This is a genomic window from Nocardia cyriacigeorgica NBRC 100375, from assembly GCF_000308555.1.
GTDB lineage: Bacteria > Actinomycetota > Actinomycetes > Mycobacteriales > Mycobacteriaceae > Nocardia > Nocardia cyriacigeorgica.
Map to the genome: position 1 here is coordinate 15,501 of NZ_BAFY01000209.1, position 24,544 is coordinate 40,044.

Genomic DNA, 24,544 nt, shown 5'->3' on the forward strand with positions numbered 1-24,544 from the left:
GCTAACTGCGGGTGTCCGCGCCAGGCACCGGTCGCCGCCTGCTGCGCACACCGGCCGCAGCCGCGTAGCTCAGGCGAAGAACCAACGCCATGGTCTCATGTTCCGGCACTCCCAGTAGGTCCAGGAAACAGCCTTGAAGTGACGCTAGTGTATCCGCGTACGCGGGAGAAATCGCGTTCGAGTCGCGCTCACGTCGCGAATAGAGAAACACCGGCGACATCGGTTGCACCGCCAGACCGCTGCGCTGAGCCTGAATCCAGACCCGTTCCACGGCCCCGCCCGCCCGCACATATCCGGCCAATGACCTCTCATCTGCGCCCGGCGGGTCGGTGAAGGTGACCGCTACGATCGCCGAACTCGAGCGCACCCGATCGCGGGCGTAATCGCCGAGCGCGGCCCCGGCAGACCAGCTGTGCAGTTGCGCCATCACATCGGCGCGTCGGCCGATCTGCATGGCTGCCCGCTCGTCGGGTGCCAGTTCCAGGGTGCGCACATCGATGCCGGTGTCGAGGTCCTCGGTCGACCAGCGCAGTTCGGCGAACATCTGCTCGTGCAGCAGCGGGGTCAGGTAGCGGATGCGGTCGGATTCGGCCAGCAGGTCGGCGGCGCGGTCGAGGCCGTCACGGTCGGTCACCGCGCGCAGGGTGGCGCCCTCGGCGGCGGCCGCGGCGGACAGTCCGGCGAGCACGTCGGCGGGGATCGGCGCGCCGGTGCCGAGCCTGCGGTTGGTCTCGCGGGTCAGCGCCAGTGGGTAGTCGGCCGCGGGCGCGTCGGCCGGTGTGCCGGTGCGGCGCAGGATCGCGGTGATCGGCGGTGCGTCCGGGCCGGACGACTCGACGAGTTCGCAGGCACCGAGCAGGCCGTGCGCGGCCGCCGCGACCCGGGCGTTGTACAGCGCGGCACCGAGGGCAACCGCACTGCCGCGATAGCCGACGTCCATGGCGGTGGTGGCCGAGGGATCCAGCGCGATGCGGATCTCGTCGGCGCCGGCATGCAGTGTCCACGGCTGGACATTGCCGCCCGACGGCGCGCGCTGGGCGCAGGCCAGCATGCGCTGGACCGGATCGGCGGGCTCGGGTTCGGGGCGTTCGGCGTCGGTGTTCCAGTCCAGATCGTCGGGCGGCGAGGGTTCGGCGAGCGCGTCCAGATCGCATTCGAGATCGACCCTGGTGCGCCCGGAGGGCAGCTTCCGGCCGAGTCCGATCCGGCGGATGGCCGTGGTGACGCTCGCGCCGCCGAGCATCACGTCACCACCCAGTTGCGGCCAGCTGCTCAGGGTTTCGCCGACCTCGACCATGCTGGCGGCCATCCGGGAGGACAGCTCGGTCGGTCCCATCAACGCGACGACATAGGGCGCCTTGTCTCGGGTGGACAACCCACGCAGCTCGCTCGCGGCGACCCCGCCGAGCAGCCCGTGGAACGGCAGGCGTTCCGGTTCCAGGTCGTAGCGTTCGACGTCGAGCAGGCCACGGTCGCTGGTCTCCATCACCACCGGAATGCGGTGACGGCGCGCGGCTTCGCGGACGACGAGTTTGATATCGAGCGAATCACACTCCTCGACCACCACCGAGAGCCCAGACACGAATTCCTCCACCGAATCCTCGTCGACGCCGGCCCGATAGACCTCGATCGGCAGATACGGATCGAGTTCGGCAATCCTTCGCGCGGTGACTACCGCCTTGTTCGCTCCGATATCGAACAGGCTCGCGGGCACGCGATTGAGATTGGACAGCTCGAGCACGTCGAAATCGGCCAGCCGCAGCGATCCGCAGATACCTTCCAGCGCAATCGTGTACGCCACCGCATGGCCGACGCTCTGGCCCACCACGCCGATCGACATCTCACCCAATCTGCGCTGTTCATCGCGGGTGAGCTTATTGCGATTGCGGTCGAGGCGAATGGCGCGCAAAGTCTGCGGGCCCGGCAATCCGAGTACTCGTCCGCGCCACGGATAGTAGATCCAGCGATCCGATTCCGGGCCTTCCACGCGTTCGGGCGGATCGGTGAGTTCGGCGAACTCGCGGTCCAGCAAATCGCGCAGGTCGCTGAATTCGATATCGCCGCGCGCGCGGAGTTCGGCCAGCACCCGGGCGTCGCCAGGGTGCTGCGGATCCAGTATCAACGGCCGATATTCCACCCCCCGGTCACCCTCACCGGCCATACCCGAACCGACTCTCCGATCTGCGTCCGGGGCCGCGGCGCACCCGCTCGAGCGCACCGTCGGCCACTCCCATATCCCGAAGTTCATCGCACATCAGCAGATACTGCAACCGATCCGCGAACATCCGGTACATCCGGCTGTCCCACCAGATCGGCACGGTCTGATAGCGATCGTCGGGGTAGGGAACGGCGGGGATCAGATCGGCCGCGACACCGCCGCTGCCGCGATGGCGACCGGTGGTGAACGACGCCACGGTGGCGAAACCGTATCGAACGCCGAGGATGCGCGGGGTGTGCGCGATACAGCGCGAGATCGCCGCGCCGAGTTCCCTGCGGTTGGGTACATCCCGTGCCACCCAGGCGCCACGCGACTCGACCACGCCGCGCGGTATCCGCCTGGCAACCATGGCCCGCAATTCACGCTCGCCGGGGCGGCCGTTCCACGGGGCCAGTGAGCCGACCTCCGCGGTGCTCAGGTACGGCCCCTGCGCCCGGACGCCGGCGACGACCGCGCCGGTGCGGTCGGTCGCGGCGAAGAACAGCGTGGTGGATCGACCATCGGCCGCCGCGTCGTATTCGAGGGCGGTCTCGACCCGGAAGTGTCGGTAAACATCCAGCGCACCCTGCAGATATCGCTCCCACAGTCGTGGGTCGGCGTCCGGGGTGGTCGCGGTGAAGTCGCATCCGGAGACGATGTCGTGAAATCGCAACGCCGGGACGCTACAAGTTTCAACCAGGTCGACGGCGATCGTTTCGACAGCCATGACGTTCCTACTCTGTTGCTGCGTGCGCGCACACAGTGATCGAACCCATCAGACAGACTCACCCGGCGCCCCGAACGCGGAGTGAGTACGTCATGGGCAGTATGGGTCATCGGGACCAGAATTGACTAGATATCTGGTTAATCTTCCGAAAACCAATTTTGCGTCCGGAAAAATCCGCAGGTCAGGCCGCTCACGTCCGGGTACCAGGGTAGAAACGAGACCGGTTGGTATGTGTCCAGCAAACCAACGGCAAGCTACACCAGAATGGAGATGAACAACTCCACCGAATGCGGGCCGTGCCAGATCTCGATCTCTTCACGGTAAGCGCGGGTGATCTCGGCAGATGCGGTGGCGTCGTCGACCTGGGCCCACACATCCTCGACCGGATCGTGGTAATCGCCGTTGGGCACGAAGCGGGCGTAGACCCCCTTGGGCACACGCACCAGCACATCACCGACGTGGGCGGCCTCGGGCGCCGGATACTCGAAACCGACCAGAGCGTTGTAGGTCTCGGTGGGATCGGGCACATAAACGGTGAACATGGGGCCCTCGGCCGCGGCACTGCCCGCCGCCCGATCGCGCAGCCGGTCCTTGAGGAACTCGATCAGCTCGCTGTTGCTCACCTTGAAACTCGGCCGCACCCGCGGCACCACCAGACCGCCGTAGATCGCCTCGTTGCGGACGACGATGGAGTAGCTCATCGCGGATCTACCGCCAGATAGAGATCGATCTTGTACGCGTGCGGATAACACTCGAAGTCGCCGGTGAAGGTCCGTTTGATCTGCTTGTGTTCCTCGGCGTAGGCGATCTGGGTCCACAGCCCGGTCATGATCTGCGGAAACTCGCCCATCGAGGAGAATCGCGCGTAGGTGCCGCGCGGCAGCCTCGCCACCAGATGGCCGCGGGTGACCTGGTCGAACGACGAGCACTGATAGCCGACGATCTGGGTGTTGTAGGTGCCCAGTTCCGCGGAGTAGTCGGTATAGGCGCTGGCCAGCGGCCCGCCCAGGTCGTGGTGCAGCACCGCGGCCCACGCCGCTTCCAGATCCTGGTCACGCAGTTCCCGCAGCGCACGCTTGGGGCTGCGCACCGGAAGCCCGGCAACCCACGTCTCGTCCCGCTCGACGATTTCAAACTGCATGGAAAGACTCTTTCGAGATGAATCCGGGGGCAAGGTCCGCATCCGGTCGGCCAGGACCGCCATGCTACCAATCGTGGCGGCCGATGCCGGTCACAAGATCGTTTCACGCCGCTCCCCTTCAACTGGGCATACGTCCGCATTCGCTCCGCCCATGCGCGAACTGACGACTGCCTGCGCCCGGCTGCGCCAACTGGACAAATGCACAGGAAACCCCAAGGCGTGTGATCGAATTGGCGGGTGTGCCGGACCATCGCCGAGCTCGACGAAACACTGACACACTGCCGGGCCTGCCCCCGCCTGGTGGCGTGGCGGGAACTGGTGGCCAGACAGAAGCGAGCGGCCTTCCGGGACCAGACCTACTGGGGCCGCCCGGTGCCCGGATTCGGGCCCGACGACGCGCGCATGCTCATCGTCGGCCTCGCGCCCGCCGCGCACGGCGCCAACCGCACCGGGCGGATGTTCACCGGCGACCGCAGCGGTGAGGTGCTTTACGCGGCCATGTACGGGGTAGGACTGGCCAATCAGCCCACGGCCGTGAGCCGCGACGACGGGCTGCGCCTGCACGGCGTGCGGATCGCCTCGCCGGTGCGTTGCGCTCCCCCCGCCAACAAGCCGACACCGGAGGAGCGCGACCGCTGCCGGCACTGGCTCGACACCGAACTGCGGCTGCTCGCGCCGACCCTGCGCTCGGTCATGGTGCTCGGCGGGTTCGGCTGGCAGGCGCTGCTTCCCGTGCTCGCCGACGCCGGCTGGCGGATTCCCCGGCCGCGACCCAAGTTCGGCCACGGCGCGCACTACGAGCTCGCTGCCACAGATGCCGCGCGCGAACCGCTGCACCTGTTCGGGTGCTATCACGTCAGCCAGCAGAACACCTTCACCGGCCGACTCACGCCCGCCATGATCGAAGACATGCTCGTGCGTGCCGCGACCGCCGCCGGGTTACCCGCAGGGCGGTAACGTCGATGTCGATCAGACCCCGAGCCTCGCGGAGACCCATGCCGGACGACCCCATCGCAGTCCTCGAGCGCTGGCACGATTCCGGCGCGATCTGGCGGGTCACCGCGCGTCGCCCCGATTCGGTCACCGTCACCTTCTACCCCTGCACCGGCGACGAGGAACTCGACCACCTCACCTCCGCCGACCCGGGCCTGCTGCGTTACCTCGCCGACCGCGACAGCAGCGAGGACTGAGCCACGGCGCGCCCGAGCGCAGGTAACGGACTCATCCCAGTCGCGCGCCATCGTTGACCAGGTGCCACCGGTCGGCCATGATCACCACTACCTCGGTGGTCCCAGGCTTGTGCAGACGAGATGGCCCGGACGTCCTGCCTCGCGCAGGCCGACCGGCAGGGTTAGAGAGGTTCGGACAATTGATGCGCAGTAACCGTTTCCGCAGCTGGTCGGCTCGTTTCGGAGTGCTTCTCGGCGCCGTATCCGCGGGCATGTTGTTCGCGGCCCCGGCCCAGACCGAACCCCTGTTCCCCGGCGGACCGGACGTCCCAGGCGTTCCGGCCATCGTCCCGACCACCGCGCCGTGCGCCCCGGAAGCCCGCGCCTGCCTCCGGTTGAGCACCAATGAGGCCTGGCTGATCGACAACGGTCGCGTCGTCTTCGGCCCCACCCCCATCTCGCACGGCATGCCCGGCTACGAAACCCCGCCCGGCGTGTTCGACGTCGATTTCAAGCGCCCCTTCCACTGGAGCACCATGCATCACGCCCCGATGCGATGGGCGGTGTTCTTCAACAACGACATCGCCTTCCACGTCGGACCGGTCGAGCACACCTCGCACGGCTGCGTGCGGATGACCGAAGCGGGCGCGCACCGATTCTTCGAATACCTGAACGTCGGCGACCGGGTCGACGTCGTCCGCTGACACTTCCCACGACCGGTACAAACCGCGCAGGCCGTGGCCGCCCGCCACAACCTGCGACTCACCGGACTCGCCGCGTCCGCATCCGCTGAGCACATCGCGACCGGACTCGCTGCCGCCGTCGACGACTTCCTGCTACGTGCCCGTTCCCGAGTCCCGGCGGAATCGAAATGACCGCGCTCGCCGGGGCGCGCGCCGCCGGGCCTCGACCCAGAACCGACGCCGGTCCGTGGTTCGTCGCGGCGGCGGGCCCAGCAACGGTCCGACGAGCCCTGCGAGCGCGAACGCTTTCCACAGGTGGCAAGAGCCCTGGTTGCGCCCGCGTCCGGATTGCGAAAATCTTTGCTCCGAGTGCGATCCCGACGGCCGACCAGCCCGACGCTGTCCGGGTCGAGGTTCACATGGCGCAGGACGGAGGTCCGCCGACGTGGGAGAGTGCTGTGATCGGTCCGGAGGGTGCGGAACTCGCGGAATTGGCCGATCGGATCGTCGCCGGGCTGCGGGCGCTCGCTCCGCCGGGGCGGCACCGGTTGGAGGCTTCCTTCGCGATGACCGTTGTCTCCGAGTCGGCGCTGTTCCTCGCCGATGACGGCGACCACCCGGTCAGATGCCAGGTGTCGGATGAGGTGTGGGAGTTGGTACGCCGGCATCGAATCCTGTCGGCGAGCCTCGAGGACGGGCCGTGGTGGCGGCTGATCGTGCACGTCGATTCCGATGATGCCGAGGTCGTCATCGATCGGGGCGCGGAGCCTTTCTCCGGTGAACAATTGTTCGCGCCGCAGGCGTATCTGGCGGATCTGGAACAGTATCCGCACAGGCGGCTGCATGCGTGGCTGGCCGCCTACATCGGGCGCGGCGAACCCCAATCGAGGTCACCGCGCGCAGCCGCGGCCGCGGTGCGCGCTGATCAGAGTGCGGGTGTGCAGGCAGTGCCGGTGACCGGCGAGTTGCCGGATCTGGCGACGCTCTGGGCCCGGTGGGCGGCGCTGGCCGCGGCATTCGTGGCGGCCGGATCGGAACGGGGACCGCGCATCGGCCCGTCGGTCGGCATCTTCGAAAGTTCACGGCACAGCGGTTCGACATTGACGCTGCTGCCCGGCGACCGGGCGGTCCTGTCAGGTGGTGTCTGGGATGCACCAGCCTTGGTAGCCGCCTACAACGGCGAGGGCGCGATGCCGCGATTGTTCGCCGGAGCACCGGCCTGGGTGGCCGACCCGGTTCTCAACCCACGGGTGCTGACCGGGATGTTGTCGTTTTGCTACTGGTGGGACCAGGGACAGTGGTACCGCGGCGAATCCGCACCGATGACCGAATGCGCACCCGCGCTGCCCGCCGTGTGGACGGCCGATTCGGTGGCGAAGGTGGTGGCGGGCGTGCTGGACGGACCGTCACAGGATGCCGCTGAACTGCTGGTCTCGGCCGCGCAGGCGGCAGCGGTGACCCCCGCGGCGATCGCTCGAGTTGCCGGCGAGAACGCCGAGGTCGATGTCGACGGTGCCCTGTTCCAGTTCGCGCTCGCCGATCTGGTCGCAGGCGACGTCGTCGGCATCCTGGAGGCGGAGGCGCTGAAGCTGGTCGGTGATCACATCCGCGACCGGGGCTACGACACGACCGAATTCCCGCTCTCGGCATTGCGGGCCGAGCGGATCAGCGTGGGCTGGATGGTGCGATCACCGGTGCCGGACGGTGATATCGCGCTCGACCGGGCGGTCTTCTACGTCGCCGACGATGGTGTGGTGGAGCGTTCGAGCTCGTCGGTGCCGTTGTCGGCATTCATCGCCGATTTCGAGCACCGATTCCGACTACGGACCGGCGGACCGATGTCATCGGCCCGAGGTGGGAGATGACCGGCGAGCTGCGACTGGACTTGGATGGCCTGCGGGCGCGCGGCGCGCGGCTGGCCGACATCGCCGATCGGGTACAGCGGACACACGCCGCGCTGCAGGAGAGCTTGCGGCAGGCGGAAAGTAGCTACGGCGACGACTATATGGGGCGCATGTTCGCCGAGGAGTTCACCCCGCGCGCCGAACACGTTGTTTCCACCGTGGAGGCCATGGCGGGAAGCCTGCACGAGACCGCGGCCGGAATCGTCAGCTCTGCCGATGCGTTCGATACACGAGATACCGACGGTGCCAGGAAAGTGGCCGCGGCGAGCCAGGATCTGGACTCGGGACCGGCCGACCGCACCGAGTGGCCCTCGAATGGCCCGGCCGGCCCGCAATCACAGGCTGGACTCCCGCCGGGCCCGTCCCGTCAGGACGGGGAGTCGCTGGAGCAGAATTCACCGGAGCACCCCGTCAGCGGGCCGCTGAGCACCGACCGGATCCCGACTGGTGGTTACGGGCCCGATAACGCCACGGCATCCGGCGGGTCCCCTGGGCTGCCCGCTGCGAATAGCGGGCTACCTGCTCGAGCACCGTGGAGTCGTTCCCGGCCCGAATCCGGTCCGGCGAGCGGCGATGCGGCCGGCGCGCCCGGCCGGCGGTCCGGACCGCCGGCATCGCCATCCTCCTCCGCGGCGTCACCTCCGCCCGCGGCCGGGTCCGGTGCCCGAACCTCGGGTGCGCCGTCCGGCAGCGGCGTGGCAGGACCCGCGGGGCGGGCCGGGACACCGTGGGCCGAACAGCCGCCCCGCACACCCGGCCACATCCGCACGTCGGGTGCGCCGACCGGCAGCGGTGTCGCAGGACCCGCGGGGCGGGCCGGGACACCGTGGGCCGAACAGCCGCCCCGCGCGCCCGGCCAACCCGGGCCGGGCTCCCCCGGAAACGCTGCGAGACCAGCGAACGCCGGGGCGGATCCGCGGCACGGTCCCGCACAGCGACCGAACGCACGAGCCGATGAAAAGGCGCGCGACCGTGATCGACGCGACGGCCATGAGGCGTTGGAGATCGAACGGCTGGCACGTGCGTTGGCCGAGCGGCATGGAGTTCAGGTAACCGGTTTCGATACTCCCGATCTCCGGCTCGCGCCGGTACAAGAGTTCGTGACCGCCGTGGACCGGGTCCTGACCGACTATCCGATGATCGTGCTTGAGATCGTCGCGGTCGCCGAGCTCGGTGACGAGTTCGGTACGGTGCGGTGGGATTGCGCGCCGCCGGACACCGCGGATGATGCCCGGTCGACAACGGCGGACGGTGCCCGGTCGATAACGCTCGACCGTGCCGCCGCACAGCGGCCGCCCGAACCTGCCCAACCCGCACCGGCGCCGGCCGACAGCCAGGCGGCGGCTGCAGACCGCACCGGTGAGTCGAGCGTGTCGGCACCAGCGGAAATCTATGCGGCCACTTTGCGGGCATTCGGTCGGGCTTTCGACGCTGCCGGTGGCGGACGTGCGCGGCGGCAGGCGCAACGCGCCCTGATCGCGGAATACCTGGGCGCCCTGCCGCGTCCGCGCCCCGCTCTCGCCGAGGTGGTTCGCGGCTACCGGGCCTGGCGTGCCGAGTTGACCGCGGGCGTGGCGGCGCAACCCGAATTCGATGTGGACGAGGCTCTCGGCATCGCGTTCGCGGAGGTGGTCCAGCACGGCGAGAAGGCCGGTATTCAGGCGCGGCTGCTGCATGCGATCCTGGTCGCGGCGGCGGCGCGACCGGAGTAGGTCGTAGCGATGGACGGTTCGCTGTTCAGCCCGGTCGTGGAGTTGCGCAGAGCCTTCGAGGCTCTGCCCGGTTTCCTGCGGACTCCGATCGAGCTGGTGGTGTTCGGCGGCGAACTCCCCCGCGCCGACATTTCCGGGATGCGCCGACTTGCCGACGAGCTGCGTGCCCGCAGTGCGGAACTGGACGACCATTCGGCCGATCTCGCCAGCCTGTTGAAGCAAGAGGACTCGGTCGGCGAGTTGGCCGAGAACCTGCGTGCGGCGCTGCGTTCCTATCGGAAGGACGCGGCCCGGCTCGGCAAGGATGTGGACGCCCTGGCCGATCAGGCGCAAGGTGCGGCCAACGACGCCGAGAAGTGGCTGTGCGTGATGTTCACGTTCGGAATCCACTTGGCATGGCGGATCTACGGTTTGATCGCCGCCGCCGCGGCGTCCGGGCCGGCCGGTCAGGTCGCGGCCGCGCCGGCGGTGCAGGCCACGCTGGCCGAGGGCCGCGCCGAGGTCGCCGTGATGCGCGGGAACCTCCATCGGGCCGTTCAGGCGGGCGGAGCCCAGACGGCCGCCCGGCTGAGCGGTTTGGGACCGGCGCAGTTCGCCAAGTGGATGGGCGTGGCGGTCGCGCTGCCCGTCGGCGTCGACGCGGGTGTGCAGGCACTACAGGTCGCAACCGGCGACCGAACGCCCGAGATCATGGGAGCGGACGGTTCCAACCCCACAGGCATCGATCTGACGTCGATCAAAGTCGCTGCCCTGGCCGGTGCGGGCGGAGCGGTCGGCGGCATGCTCGCGGGCCGGTTCGCTCCGATGGTGTTCCCCCAGATCGCGACCAGCCGAGTCGCCATGGGGCTGGTCCAAGGTGTGGCCGGTGGTATCTCGGGCCTGGGTGCGGCCTCCTTGATCGCCGGCTGGCCGCAGCACTACGAGCAGGTGCTGGGCCCACTGCTCAACGGCGCTTTCGCCGGGGGCATATATGCCCGAAGTGCCTCTCCGCCCGCGGTCGACGGCGCAGGGACGTTCACCCCGCCCGAGGCCATCTCGACCGGGCGCGACGAGAATGCCGCAGCGCGTCGGCCACCGGTCGAGGTGTCGCCGGAATCGAAACGGGCGTGGGAGGCCGCGAGGCAGTCCTGGAAGCCGGCTGCGGAAACCGCGGATTCCGCAAAGGGCCCGGCCAGGCCTCCTGCCGAGGGCGCGAGGAAGGCCGAGGCCGCGCAGCCGCAATCGGGGAATGGGCGACCGACAGGGGCAACGTCATCGGCTGATAGTGCCCGAACGGCCCGGGCGACCGACGGACGAATGCCCGACGGTTCCGGCAGCCGAGCACCTGAAGGAACCGGCAACCGAGCACCCGAGGGAACCACCAACCGAGCACCTGAAGGAACCGGCAACCGAGCACCAGAAGGAGCCGGCAACCGAGCGCCCGAGGGAACCGGCAGCCGAGCACCCGAGGGAACCGGCAGCCGCACATCGGGAACGCAGGCCACTGCCGGTGCTGTGGCGTCGGACTCCGCGTCGGCTCGGCCGCGTCCGGAACCTACCGCGACAGGCGAGCGACCGCCGGCGGAGAAGCCGGCCGCTGGGCGAGCGTCCGTGCCACGGTCGGCCGAGGCGGCGGGAGAAACGTCACCGCCGCCGACGGTCCCGGCGAGTGCACGCCCGGACGGCGGGGTTCCCGACAAGGCCGGTATCCCGGCCCGAGAACACACCGCTGTCGCGGACGGCGCCGGCAACACGGCACCCGCACGCCCCCATCCGGTCGACGGTGAAGCCGGTTCGCCGCGCGTTCACGACGACCATCGATCCACGAGTGGCGGAGAACAGTCGTCTCCGCCGCGAAATGCCGCCGGCGAGCACGACCCGGCCAATCCCACGGAATCGAAGCGAACAGACTCGGCCGGAGACGGCGCCGAAACGGCTGCGGCGGGCGCCGATTCGCCTCCGGTTCGCAACGAGGACGGTGTCCCTGCCGCTGATCAGGGCGGTCGAACCGACGGGGCCGATGCGTCCGCCGGTTCGCCGCGTAGCTATCGCGATCGGGCGGTCGATCTGCTGGCCGATTACCATGCGGCTTCCGCCGACCATGTACCGGAAGGTCAACGCCTGCGCAACCTGCCCGCCGACGTGGTGTTGGCGGGCTTGCGCAGCGGCGATGAGCACCAGTCGATGCTGGCGACGATGGAGATCATCCGGCGTGGCACCATCAGCGAGAAGGTGCCGGACGGCATGGTGTTGCGGCTCCAGCAGGCCGAAGCCGTCTTCGCGATGCCGTCGCGTCCGGTGGAGATGAAACCCGGCGAGGGCAAAGCGCTGGTATTCACGGCCGCCGCGATACAACGTGCGGTGCAGCACGACTCGGTTCTGCTCGTGACCACGACCGATGGATTGGCCTATCGCGAGGTTGTCACCTATCGGAAGCTGTTGGCCGACTTCGGGATCGATGTGTTCCGCGCCGATCAGCAGCAGGGATTCGGTCCGATCACGGAGGGGCGGCCGGCGATCGTGGTCGCGACCGGCGAGACGGTCGGACATTTGGCCAATGCCGGTATCAAACCCCCACGGCATGTGTTGATCGATGAGATCGACGGAATCATCGACCGCGGCGAACGGCAGTTCCTCCGGTCCGAAGGTCCCGAGCAACCGGCCTCGGAAGCAACGACGAAGCAGGTTTTCGCCGCGCACGACTTCCTCACCGAGGCGATCGCGAACAACAAGCTGTCCCATGAGGATTTCGGCCTCAATCGAATTGCCGAAGAAATCGGCGTGCACGCCGACGGCACACCTGAGGTCGTCTACTGGTACGACGGTCAACCGGAGCTCACGCCCGGAGGACGGGCAAAGCTCGAAGCGCTGCCAGGTGGCAAGGACTGGCTGGAGGGAATGGGCGCCTCCCGGCTGGAGGCCGCGGCCCAGGCCGAGTTTCTCGTGCGCAGAGGCGTCCACTACGAAATGGACGCGGGCAAGATCGTCATCATCGATCAGGCCGAGCACGGACTCCAACGGAACCCGAAGATGTCGAGCGAGTCCCGGTGGAGTGCGGAGCCGGGCAAGGCGAGCCTCGCCCAGGCCATCGAAGCGAAGGAGTTCCGCGCGGCCAAGGCTCGAGGGGAGAGTCCCGAACAGCATCAGATCGTGGTGCGTGCGGACACGGAATCGGCCAAACGTATCGATTCGGTCGAAATCTACCGTGTCGGAAAAGACTCACTCTTCGATGAAGTGACCGGTGCGTCCGGCACGCTCACCGACCTGAACCCGGTGCTGCAGAAGGTCTACGGACTGGAACCGGCATACGAAGTCGGGCGGTCACAGACGCATCGGCTGGTGGAAGGCCAGCACGATGTAGTCGAAAGCACCCATGCCAAGCTGCGCACGATCGCCGAATACGCGAACGAGATGCGGGATGGGGGTGCGGGCCGGTTCCAGGAGATCCTGGTTCACCGCAACGACCTGGTCGAGCGGCAGGTGGAGGCGCTGGTTCGCGCCGGCGTGCCGAGAGAGGCGATCGAAGCGGTCGACGCCAAGCGGATCATCGGCTGGGGTGCGGACTGGGAAGCCCAGTTGCAGAAGGTTTTCGACGAGGCCGGTGAGCAGGGCAAGATCCTGGTGATCAACCGGCAGGGCCAGCGCGGCGTCGACATCTCGGTGTCGGATGAGGTGAGGGCCAAGGGCGGCATGCATGTCTGGATGACCGAGACGCCGGAGCAGTCCTACATCCACGAGCAGGCCAAGAACCGAACGGCACGTAACGGCCAGCTCGGTAGCGCACAGGTGGTGATGACGTCCCAGGATGCCCTGATTCGCAATGCCATGCACCTGCGCGGGGTGCGAGAGACGGTCGTCCACTATGAGCAGGCCGTGGCCGCGCACGAAGCCGCCCCCACGCCCCGGACCCATGAGGCGGTCGTCGAGGCGCGTCAAGCCATCCGTGAGCTGGTACCCGAACTACAGCAACGTGCGCTGCGCCACTCCACCTCTGAATTCATCCGGCATCATGCCTTCTCGACCACCATGCCCACCGTCACCCTCGCCGAGGCCGACACCGGGTTGTACCGCCATGCCGATGAAGTCGATTTCACCCGCCCGGATGGACCGGCGGATCGGACCGCACGCCTGGCCGGGTTGCTGGGAGTCCCGGCCGAGTCCGTCGCGAACCAGATCGCCGCACTCGAACGCACCGATGTGGGCGACCCGATGCGCGAGCTGCTGCACCGGGCCGGTATCACGCCGGCAGCGGCCGAGGCGCTATCGCAACATGTCGAGGCGACCGCCCCCGCGGCGGCGCGGGACCGCGCAGTGTTCGGCGACGAAGACGCGTTGATCCATACGCTCCCGTTGCGGAACCGGCTCGCCGAACAACTCGGTATACCGATACCGGGGATCGATGGCGCCGAAGGTATGCGCACGCTCGATCCCGAACTCACCGAGGCCCGTGCGGCTCTCGCGGCAGCACTGGGTTATCCCGTTGCCAGCGTTACTCCCACCATCGCCCGCGATATCCTCGGCGAAGCGGTAGGCGATCACCTATCCGCCCAGGACAGGCCAGAATCCGAGAGACGCACCGATGCCGACACGGCTGCACCGGATTCCGGGCCGGTGCGCCACAACTCCCAGGCTGCGACACACGACACAACAGTCCAGCCCGCAGCCGACGCTGCGTCGGCCCAACGTCCGACCGCCGATGACGCGACAGCACACCCTGCCGCCGCTCAGAAGTCCGACCCGCTCACCAGCACCGTCGACCACGGCTCAGCCGACGATATCGTTGCCGCGGCGTCGCGATATCTGGCGCTCTCGGCTCTGCTCGACTTGGTCGTACAGATCCATCGGCGCAGTCCCAACAGCTGTGTCAACAATGCCGTTACCGGAATGCGAGTGTTGTGTCCGGACAACGCCGATCGTTGCCGGGTGCCGCCGACCAGGCTCGGCGGATATGGCCGCGACGATGTACGCCGGATATTCGATGCGGGGCTCGAGAAGAGCGGGTCGCTGCACGAGGTGGTCGAGTCGCTCGAGTCGCGGCCCGGTGGAATCACGGTCCTGGTCTACAAGTGGAAAGACACCCGAGCCAACGGCACCAGCATCGAGGCCGACGACCATATGGTGCTGCTGGTCAACGACAGCACCTCGGTCGACGATCCGAACCTGCTCGTCGTCGACTTGGCCGCGTCGCGCGACCGTGACACCGCGAACGACTACGGCCCCAAAGACCTCCGAAACCGCCGCACCCTCCTGAACAAGGCCGTCGGCTTCGATGAATGGCTCCGCGACCAGAAAGACCGCATCAGCCTGCCGGCGGAACAACAGCGGTTCGAGACCATCGAGTTCGACCGGGACGGCAACCTGGTCCCCCGATTGCGCACGGATGCCCCCGAGGCCGAGAAGCTGCCGCCAGAGCAGCGAGTCGTGGTTCCGTCGGCCCTGCAAGACGACATCAACGCGATACCCGCCGGCCGCCCCGGCCTCGGCGACGCGCCGTTGGTCCGCTCGGGTTCTGACCACCGGAGTATCGGCAGCAGACCGTCGCACAGCGGGGCCGATCCGTCGTCGCCGAACAGCGCGAGTGCGTTGAATCGTGCGCGAGGCGCGTGGATCGCCGCGCGGCGGCAGGACAAGAACCGGCGTGACGGTACGACTATGACCGCGGCCGACCTGGCCAGGGCTGTGGGTGTCAATCGCAGCACCATGAGCCGGATCGAACAAGGAAGCACACGGCCGCGGCCCGGGCTCTTCGTGAAGATCGGCCGGGCGCTGGGTGTGCCGGCAACCGAATTCGTGGATGCCGCGCGCGATTTGTACCCGGACGCCGACTTCGATCTGACGCCTGCCGCGTACCCCCACGACGCGCCGGGACGTTGGCTGTCGGCGGTGCTTCACGACCGCGACATGTCGTGGGAGGAGTTGGCGGATGCCAGCGGGATCAGCGCGAAATACCTGAACTCGATCGGCAAGGGTGAGACCGTGCCGGGGGCCGCTGTCTTTCTGTCGCTGGGCCGGGCGTTGGGCCTGGGAAGCAGAGCAATAGATACAGCTGCCGAACGCTTCTTCCCAGGAACGACAGCCGATCTCGCTGCAACTGCGTACGCGCCGGGCGAGCCGGGACTTTGGCTCCGAGCGCACCACGTCGATCGCGGCATATCAGGCGAAGAGCTGGCACAGGCCGCGGGGATCGACACCGAGCATCTCCGATCGGTCGAGCGAGCGGAGCGCAACCTCGGGCTGGTCGATTTCCTGGCGTTGGGTAGGGCGCTGGGCCTCGAACGCGAAACCATCGATACGGCCGCCGACCGGTTCTTCCCCGGTGTGCGTGTCGGCCTCGACCCGGCTGCGTACGCTCCCGAAGAGCGCGGCCGCTGGTTCCGAGCATTCCGTTACGACCGCGGCATGTCTCTCGAACAGCTGGCAGCGGCCGCCGGGATCAGCACCATCCACCTTCGTTCGATCGAAGCAGGTGACCGAGTCCCCGGAGTAGTCGTCTTCCTCTGGCTGTGCGACGCGCTGAGTATCGAGACCGACGTGACAGGGCGGGCTGCCGAACGGTTCTACCCCGAGGAAAGGTTCGATCTCGACTGGACCGCCTACACGTCCGGAGAGCAGGGACTGTGGTTGCGGGCACTGAGGTATGCCCATCGCCTGCAACGGTCCGATGTGGCAGACGCTACTGGTCTGACCGAGAAATACATCGGCCAGATCGAGCGAGGAGAACGCACACCGAGCCGACGCACTTTCCGGCTCCTCGGACGGGAACGGGGAATCAGCACGACCGACCTGGATGCCGCCGAGGACCACTTCTCCGCTTCGGCGCTCACCGACGCTCCCGGCCTGCGGTTCGACGACCTCACCGCCGGTGACGAGGCACAAGCGCACCTGGTGGAACAACAGATCGTCGAACTGCTGAGCGGTTGGTCGGACCCGGCGTACGTGCGGGAGATCGCCGCGGCTGCCGGTGCGTCGATTCGGTGGGGCCAGGGGCCGATATCTCTGCGGGTCGAGGTCGATGCGGAGGCCGTGCACATCGACCTCGTCGAGGTCACCGCGGATCACAGCTATGTGCGGGTCGAATGGCGGCTGGGACGCACTCCGGGGCACGTGGAGCGGGCCGCCGAGCCACCGGTAGAAAGGACCTCGGACGAGCTCGATCTCGAACGCCTGATGGAAATGTTCGGCGACTCCGAACTCGATGAGATACCGCCGTATCAGCAGGAAGTTCGCGGGATTCGCAATGCCATCGAGGCACGCCTGCGGGAATACGGTCCAGGCCTTTCCGGCGACCTGGTCGACAGCATCATGCGTGCGGCGAGCGAACTGGTCACCAACGCGAAAAAACACCTTTACAGCAACGCCTCGTCAGCGGGCCTGGCCCCCGAAGAAGTGCTCGATCTGACGATTCGAGGTGCCGGAGACAACCAACAGGTGCACCTCGCGGTCACCAATGAGATCGCTCCGGGCGTCGCTGCGAAACTGCCGAAATGGACACCCGACGAACAAGATGTGAACCGAGAAGGTGGCCGCGGCACCCAGCTCGTGGTCGCCGAAAGCACGGTTGCGGTCCGCCGCGTCATCTTCGCCAACGGCAAGGCCACCGTCGAGCATTCGGTCGAATACCACGCGACACCCCCTGCCGGTGATGTCGCCGTCTCGCACAGCCTCAGCACGACGCGCGCACCCGCTACCACCCGCTACACCACGACGGGCAGATTCCTGCGCGCCGCTGCGCAGGATCCGGCCGGAGCCCCACCCGATCACGTCGTTGCGTGCGCTGCCTCCACCACCCGGGCCGCGTGGGCCGATGGCCTCGACGAGGCACTCATCCCGTACCAGGACGCGGAGAGCTGGGACAGCCTCGTCACCGGCCTCACCACCGGCCTCGCCGAAATCGTCGATGCCGACAGCGCGCTTGTCGAGCGACTGGGCCGTGAAATCGACAGCCTGGTCGACCCCGACAATGCCCGGCACAGTTCGGTCTTCGTCGTCGAGCGTGACGGGATCGCGCACGCCTTCTATGTCACCCAGCTCGACGGCGTCATCTTCGTCCACGACACCGCTGTCCCCCGCATAGCCGACCCCGACCTGGGCGGCAAACCCATTGCCCGAATCCGCGACCGCGAGACCTGGCAGCGATTCTTCCGAAAGTCGTTTCCCCAGGTGGACCGCGCGTTCTTCGCCCATTTCGAACGCACCGCAGGTGTTCTCGCTCCGATACCGCATGTGCCCGGCGCCGCACTCGACGGCACGAACGCGCCGGTCCGTGGACGTCCGAGCGACCAGGACGCCGGTGCAACGGGCCAGGAACGGGTGAACCCTGCGGATCAGCCCGCTCCCCCGGACAGCATCGGCAGCCGTCCATCGATGGACGCGGCACATCGACAGTCACCGATCGACGATCCGTCGGCGACTTCGGTTCCGGTCGCCAATATCCGAACTCGCCTCGCGGAACTGCGAGCCGCCGAGCAGGCGAATGCGCCCGCGACCGAGCGGACTCGGCAGTTGACCAGATTCGCGAACGCGGTCGAGGAAATGGCGGATGCCGCCGCCGCGATGGCTCGCACTCGCGCCGATGCTGTCGCCGAAGATCGTTGGCAGACGGCACTTTCCACCGTCAGTTCGATCGCGACTTCGGTCATGGCCGCGGCCCGCGACAGCGCCCGTCACGACGAGGCCGTCGGAATGCTCGCCGGTCTCGATGCCGCGGTCGTCGGTCGCGTGCACCATGTGTACTCCGCATTGTTCGACCAGATGCGGGCCGCGGGGGAATTGGTGGACGAGGTCGACGCCAGCGACGAACTCGAATACGAACGGTCGGCTCGGCAATACGAATCGCTGGTGAAGCAGATCGACTGGCTCGATGCCCTGATCGCCGTCCTGGAGCACGTGTCACCGAAGGATCGTTCCCAGCAATACCGGGCGCTGATCGACAATTTCCCCCACGATCCGGACCCGCGCGCCCTCGATCCGTCACCTCTGCAGACTTGGCTGATGCGGGAGGCGATCGGTAGCACAGACCGATCGATCGAGCTGGAACGGCTGACCGCTGCCGCCGAGCAACGCCATCGCGCTGCCTTGGCCGCCGTCGGTGAACTCGACCGGCTCCTGATCCCCACCGACCCTCGCGGACCGGTCGACGCGCAACAATCCGTCTCCACGACGGATGCGCCCGCGTCGCCCGTCACCGAACCGGCTGGGTCGCCGCTCCTCAGCCAATTCGCCGAGGACCCTCCTCACATCCGAACGCTGGCGCACACGATGCTCGCACGGCAGCCGGCCGATATGACCCAGTTGGTCGCCGACGCCCAGATCGTGCTATTCGGCGAGACCCACACCAACCCGGCAGGACCGGATTTCCTCGCGCAACAGGCGGCTGCGCTGCGGGCCGCGGGCGTCACCCACTACGGCATCGAGGCACCTCCGAATCCCGCCTTCGACGCCCTCAACGCGGGGGAGAACGTGGACCTGAGCCGGGTCCGATGCGGTCCAGGCTTCAGCAATTGGGCCGACACGGTCAAGGCCATGGCCGCTGCCGGAATCACCATTGTTCCATTCGATGTGGAACAACCTTCCTCATCGAAGGGGTCGCCCCTGCGTGACGTACGCGAATCGCATATGGCGCAGGTCATCACCGAAACGATGCGGGTGCCGGGCGCGAAGATGGCGATCCTGATCGGACTGGATCACCTCACCAGGAAACAGAAGATGTGGTCCGACGTCACCGGCGCCTTTGGCATCGCACTGGCGCAACGACTGACCGACGCCGGATTCGCCACCAGGACGGTGGCGATGTGGGGTGGCGAACCAGGTCAGCGCGAGGTCGTGGACGACGTCGCACGCCGTCTGGGCCTCGGGGACGAAACCTTCGTCACCGATCTGGCGGAAATGTCCGGAGCGGACCGTGGATTCCGCTCTTGGGAATCCGATGTGCTCCTTCATATCGGCCCGCCGGCAACCTATGCGGCACATAACAACCCTCGCGTCCCGGCCCCGTCGATAAGACTGGGATACCGCGAACCGGGCGGGCCGCTCTCGGTCAGCGACCGCACCGCTGCGTCCGCCGCGAACAAACTCCAGCTGTCCGTGGCCACGGATCAAGACTCCACCGGCAAGAGGCAGGCCGTCGCGACCGCCCATGCGGATATCCGCCGGTTCGTCGCCGATTGGGCCAACGCGGATCATGCGCGCTCCACCGAAACTCTCGGTTGGGAGTTGGTATCGATCTACACACATACGCGAGGTGGTGGGGAGGTATCAGCGACGAAGTCGGGAACGAGCGGGTCGCGCATACTTCGCTTCGAGATATCCGACGTCGCAGCGGTGACGCCGACCCCCCTCATCGCATATTCCGAGAATACTGTCGCGGGGCTGCTCCACTACATGGCCCACCGTTTCGGCATCGATCGCCGCGAAGACGGCACCACCGCGATATGGTTCGAATTCGATGAGGCCGGACCGAGTTTCAGCGATTTCGCGCTGGCCGCAGTACACGGAAAAGAGCTGCCCGCCGCCGGTCGGGTGCAGGGCCCCGCCGACGCGATCGGCGCGCGACCGGACCGGGGTTCGGAGCCGATCGGTGCTCGGCCGAGCCGCGATGGCGACCGCAGTCACGCCCACAACAGCTCGGTCGATCCGTTGGTAGCGGGTCTTCTGGAAGTCGTGGACGAGCAGCGAGTCCGCGCCGCTCGCAATGCGATATCCCTCGAGTTCGCGCGCAGCGGCATCGTCGCGAGCAGCGCCGACGCGGCGCATCGACGACTCACCGAGGTCCGTGAGCTGCTCGACGAGTTCCTGGTCCACATCAGGCGCCCCGCCGACGCCGACCCGAACCGCTTCCGACTGCTGTCACATCTATTCCACGCTGTCGAGGCTCGACACAATGCCGTCGGCTCCGACCGTGAGGCGATCGAGCAGCGCATCGACCGACTGCATGAGAGCCTGCGCGAAACCTCCGGCGCAGCCCAGCCCGCGCGGGCATTGTTCTATTCCGAGAAGGGCTCGACTGATTGGGCCGCCAGACTGCAATACGGGCGCGAGATCTGGGGCGATGTCGCGAAGCTACTGACCGCCGAAGAGATCGAAGCGCTGCGGCCTTTCGGCGACTCCGCCAGGAGCGAATCCCTCCAAGCGCTGCAAAGCGCGCTACGGGGGCAACGCGAACTGACCCCAGAGTTGGCCCGGACGATCGAGGTCCTCAAACACACACTGGCGCGTCGACCGTCGCCGGAGCCGATGACGGTGAGTATCGGCCTCTCATTCGATGAACTGGTCATGTCCGAGACCTCCACGGGCAGTGTCCTCTATTTGCCTGAGTTCAAAGTCGCGACGATGGGCGTGCTCCCGCCGATGCGGGCAGCAAATATCGAGGTCACACTGACCGTTTCCGCCGATACTCCGATGTTCCCGCTATTCCCGTTGGACGACTTGCCCGGTGATCGGCCGGTCCTTCCGAGCTTGTTGCTCACGAATGGACTGTGGATCCGGGTCGACCACAAGCAAGACCTAGGCGAGCGGCAGTGGAGACTAGAGGCCACGCAAGTACCGGGCCCCGGAACCCCGGTCGACCGCGAGCCCACCGCCCTCCCACCGCCGACCGTCATCGTTCCGGCCCTGCCACCAGAACTGCGGCAGCCCGCGACGGCCGTGCCGGACCCGGGCGGCATGCCCAGCCCCCAGATCGAGAACCCGTGGGCGGCGGTGGACGTGACACCGGCTCCGGCGCCGCCGACTACGCCGGGCCACCGCACCGAGCCGGACGTTCCGGGCGGGAACAATGCCCGTACGGAAGCCGAGCCGATCGACCACGAGATAGGTGACCCGCAGGCAGCAGCCGACGAGGCCCCGCCCGCGGCGCCTGCCGACCATTCCGAGCGGGCGGCGGGCCCGATCGCCGCCGTCAGCGACATCGGCGTGGGACCCGAGCGCAATGGCCGCTCCAACAACGAGGATGCATTCGACTTCACCACGGTGCATCTGGAGGGCGAAGCGCCGGTACATCTCGCGACCGTCGCCGACGGGGTTGGCGGTTCTCCGCTGGGCGGAGAGGCGGCGTTGGCGGCCGTGCGTGCCGCTGTTGCCGGCATGGCGGAGGCATCGACCCAGCTCGCATCGGCCGGAGAGTTCGCACCGATTCGCGTGGTGCGCCGGGGAATGTCGGCGGCCCGCGCCGCCGTCGCGGGGTTGGCCGAGACCCCGGGACAACCGAACTCCCCCGACGCCGCCATCGCGCTCGCGGTAGTCCACGAGGACAAATTGGTCGTCGACTGGGCCGGCGACACCCGCGTCTACTGGCTGCCGATGGACGGCGGGCAGGCCGAGCAGCTCAACGTCGACGACACCATCGTGCCGAGGTTGGTCGCCGACAATGTGCCCGAAGGCGAAGCACTCGCCATGTCGATCTCCGGCCAACTCACCCGATCACTCGGACGCCCACTGCCCGAGGACGCCACCTCACACGCCACCGAGTTCACCCTCGAGGGCCGCGGATACGTCCTCATCGCCACCGACGGCATCTGGCACGACACCTACCAGGCCGACGCGCTGGCAACGATCATCCGGCAGGTCCACGAACAGTCCCCCGGTGATCACCGTGCGGTCGCGGAAGCCCTCAACGAACACGCCCACACCACCGGCACCCGCGACAACATGACCGACCTCGTCATCTGGGTCGACACCACCGCAACTCAGCCCGCACAGCCCCCCGCCGACCCGCGGCAAGGCTTCATGAACACCGATGACAAGTCGACGAACCCCGGCCGCACCGGAACCGGCGGCAGCAGCCGAACCCCCGGCCCTACCGTGTCCTTCCAGGGCACCGATGATCCGCTCACACGTGAGCGGAGCACCCGCAAACGCCACCTGGAAATCCCCGGCGCGCTCGGACTCGATCCCTCCGTGCTGAACCATCACCATCCCGGCGGGCGCGAATGGGGCGACCCCGCCCTCGACCACCACTCACCCAAAGCCGGCCCAGGCAACGCAGCGCCTGCGACTCCGGCAAACCTGCCGGCCACCGAGGGAACAGAGCCGATACAGGTTCCGTTCCCCACCTCCTCGGACCCGAGCCGCAGCAGTGTGATCGCAGGCATCCGACGCGCTCTGACCTGGTTCGAAGAGGACAACGCGCTGATGTCGCCGTTGTCGGCAGAGAACGAGGCGCACCGCCGCCAGGAGATGTATCTCTTGCGAGCGTTGGCGGCGGACGCGGCGGCAGGTGGGATCGTCGCAGAACTCTTGAGCCCACATTCGCCGCCGGGCGGCAAGGCCTCGTCACACCCGGTCTTTCGACTCATCCAGGCCGTGCATCATCGGGCACTGTCCGGTCTGGAGCCCGACGTGGCGCGTTGGCACACCGTCATGGGTGGACAACCAGCGCGCGCCGAAGCCGATCTGCGAACGATGGCACAGGATGTTCTCCAGGCAATCCGCGACCATGCCGCGGAATTGGCGCCGTTCCTGCTCCGCGGCACACAGATCAACGATCCGGCGCGAGCACGACTGTTGTTGCCGGTGGAGATCCTCGCGGCCGTCGCCACGGGACTGCCCTTGCGGGTGTTGTCGGTCGGCGCGTGCGGAATGCTGGACGCGCGAGCGCACCTGTATCGATACCGTTTCGCGGGTGCGGAATACGGTGATCCGGACGCCGCGACCGTCATCGATGATCGCTGGACGGCCCGACCGGACCAGGTAGACCGGATTCGCGACCTGCTCGGTGTGCAGCCGCAAGTGATCGAAGTCGCCGGCGCCGACCTCGACCCACTGCAAGCCGACAACATCGAGGACCAGCGACGCCTCGCCGCAGGTTTCGTCGGCACCGACAACGACGCCGTGCGACGAATCCAGACCTCGTTCATCGACGCCCAGCGCGCCGGCGATATGCCGATCGACCAGGAAAGCGCGCTCACCTGGCTGCCCCGCCGCCTCGCCCAGGACAGAACCGGCAGCGCCACCATCGTGTGGGATTCGATGCTGCGCAGGTACCTGTCGCCGGAGCAGAACGCCGAACTCGACGCCGTCATCGCGCAGGCGGGCGCGGCCGCCACCGCGCGAGACCCGCTGATCTACGCCAAATACGAAATCATCGACGGTGCAGAGGCATTGACGGTCCGGATGTACACCGGCTCGGACACCCGCGAGTTCGTGTTGCCTACCCAGCTGCCGAATCGCTCGCCGGGCATCGACCTCGGGGACTTCTTCACCGCCGTAGGACTCTTGGCCGCCGAAGAGTCGCCGACGGCGACGCCCGCTGCCGAGACGACCCCACCGGCGCGGACCGAGAGCCCGGCCGGGCAACTCGCGCCGGTCGACAGGCTTCGATTGGATGATGAACGGCGCACTCACATTCTGGATGGTGATGCCACCGGCGGTGGCCATCGGGCCGGCACCGGAAAGCCGGGAAAGACAGAGTTCCCCCCGAGCTGGGACGACGACCAGATCATCGAACTCGTGTGGGCGATCGCTCGGAGCTGGACCAACGCGACCCTACGAGAATTCACGGACGGCCGAACCGGCGCGACACACTTCTGGCAGCTGGAGCACACCCACGAAGGAGTTGATGTCGTCGTTGGGGTGGCGCTGGACGGGCGAATTCTCACGGCTTGGCCCGCTCGGGGGCCCGGAGTCGTACGGAACCCGTCGCGAACGGCACCAACCGCGTCGCCGCCGAGCAAGGTCGGCTTCAAAAGCGAGACTGCCGCCAGGGTGCTGATTACCAGAGGGCCGGAGAGCAAAGCGCCGGGCTTTGCGAAGTTCCCGGCCGATTGGGCCGGCGACGTGGCAACCTTCCGGCGTATCGTCGCCGAAGCCGGTGCGCGCGCCCTTCAGAACAACGCGATCGTCGACCATCCCGAACGACCTGGCCGGCGATGGTTGCTCAGCGCGGAGCACGAAGGGGTCGAATTCTTCATCGAGGTCGACGGCCGAGGGCGTGTGCACTACACGTGGCCGGAGACCGGCCCTGGCGTGACGTACAACCCGCCTCAGAGCGACTCGGGCCAGGTCATTGCTTCCGCCCCGGTCGATGAAACAACCAC

General features: G+C 67.6%; 10 protein-coding genes. 6 read left to right on the forward strand and 4 right to left on the reverse strand.

The features are described from left to right. Window position 1: 1 nt before the first annotated feature. The 4 genes from RJ05_RS21530 to RJ05_RS21545 all read right to left on the reverse strand — a co-directional run bounded on the left by RJ05_RS21530 (window position 2) and on the right by RJ05_RS21545 (window position 4,065). Window positions 2–2,161: an Rv1355c family protein gene (locus RJ05_RS21530; protein ID WP_036539965.1), complete on the reverse strand. Its 2,160-nt coding sequence runs from the start codon at window positions 2,159–2,161 to the stop codon at window positions 2–4. After that, window positions 2,151–2,924 carry a hypothetical protein gene (locus RJ05_RS21535; RefSeq protein ID WP_036539968.1) on the reverse strand — a complete coding sequence of 258 codons (774 nt, stop codon included), beginning with the start codon at window positions 2,922–2,924 and terminating at the stop codon, window positions 2,151–2,153. Before RJ05_RS21535 ends, RJ05_RS21530 begins: the two co-directional genes overlap by 11 nt. Window positions 2,925–3,178: 254 nt before the next feature. After that, on the reverse strand, window positions 3,179–3,625 hold the full coding sequence (locus tag RJ05_RS21540) for an effector binding domain-containing protein (RefSeq protein WP_036539969.1): 447 nt from the start codon (window positions 3,623–3,625) through the stop codon (window positions 3,179–3,181). After that, window positions 3,622–4,065 (reverse strand): GyrI-like domain-containing protein, encoded by a 444-nt coding sequence (locus RJ05_RS21545; RefSeq protein WP_036539971.1) that lies wholly within the window; start codon window positions 4,063–4,065, stop codon window positions 3,622–3,624. Before RJ05_RS21545 ends, RJ05_RS21540 begins: the two co-directional genes overlap by 4 nt. Window positions 4,066–4,302: 237 nt before the next feature. Here RJ05_RS21545 and RJ05_RS21550 point away from each other — a divergent pair, with 237 nt between their 5' ends. The 6 genes from RJ05_RS21550 to RJ05_RS21575 form a co-directional block, all read left to right on the forward strand. Further along, on the forward strand, window positions 4,303–5,022 hold the full coding sequence (locus RJ05_RS21550; protein ID WP_036539973.1) for a uracil-DNA glycosylase: 720 nt from the start codon (window positions 4,303–4,305) through the stop codon (window positions 5,020–5,022). 38 nt (window positions 5,023–5,060) lie between these two features. Further along, window positions 5,061–5,255, forward strand: a complete 195-nt coding sequence (locus RJ05_RS21555) for a hypothetical protein (RefSeq protein WP_036539974.1) — start codon at window positions 5,061–5,063, stop codon at window positions 5,253–5,255. 182 nt (window positions 5,256–5,437) lie between these two features. Beyond that, entirely contained in the window at window positions 5,438–5,938 is a 501-nt protein-coding gene (locus RJ05_RS21560; RefSeq protein WP_051016794.1) for a L,D-transpeptidase, read from the forward strand. Between the two features lie 437 nt (window positions 5,939–6,375). After that, entirely contained in the window at window positions 6,376–7,782 is a 1,407-nt protein-coding gene (locus RJ05_RS21565) for a hypothetical protein (RefSeq protein ID WP_081597461.1), read from the forward strand. Continuing rightward, a complete protein-coding gene (locus RJ05_RS31045; protein WP_156090840.1) occupies window positions 7,779–9,533 on the forward strand; it encodes a hypothetical protein in 1,755 nt (584 codons plus the stop codon). Before RJ05_RS21565 ends, RJ05_RS31045 begins: the two co-directional genes overlap by 4 nt. Window positions 9,534–9,542: 9 nt before the next feature. After that, a partial coding sequence (locus tag RJ05_RS21575; RefSeq protein WP_036539981.1) for a DUF2332 family protein occupies window positions 9,543–24,544 on the forward strand: 15,002 nt, incomplete at its 3' end.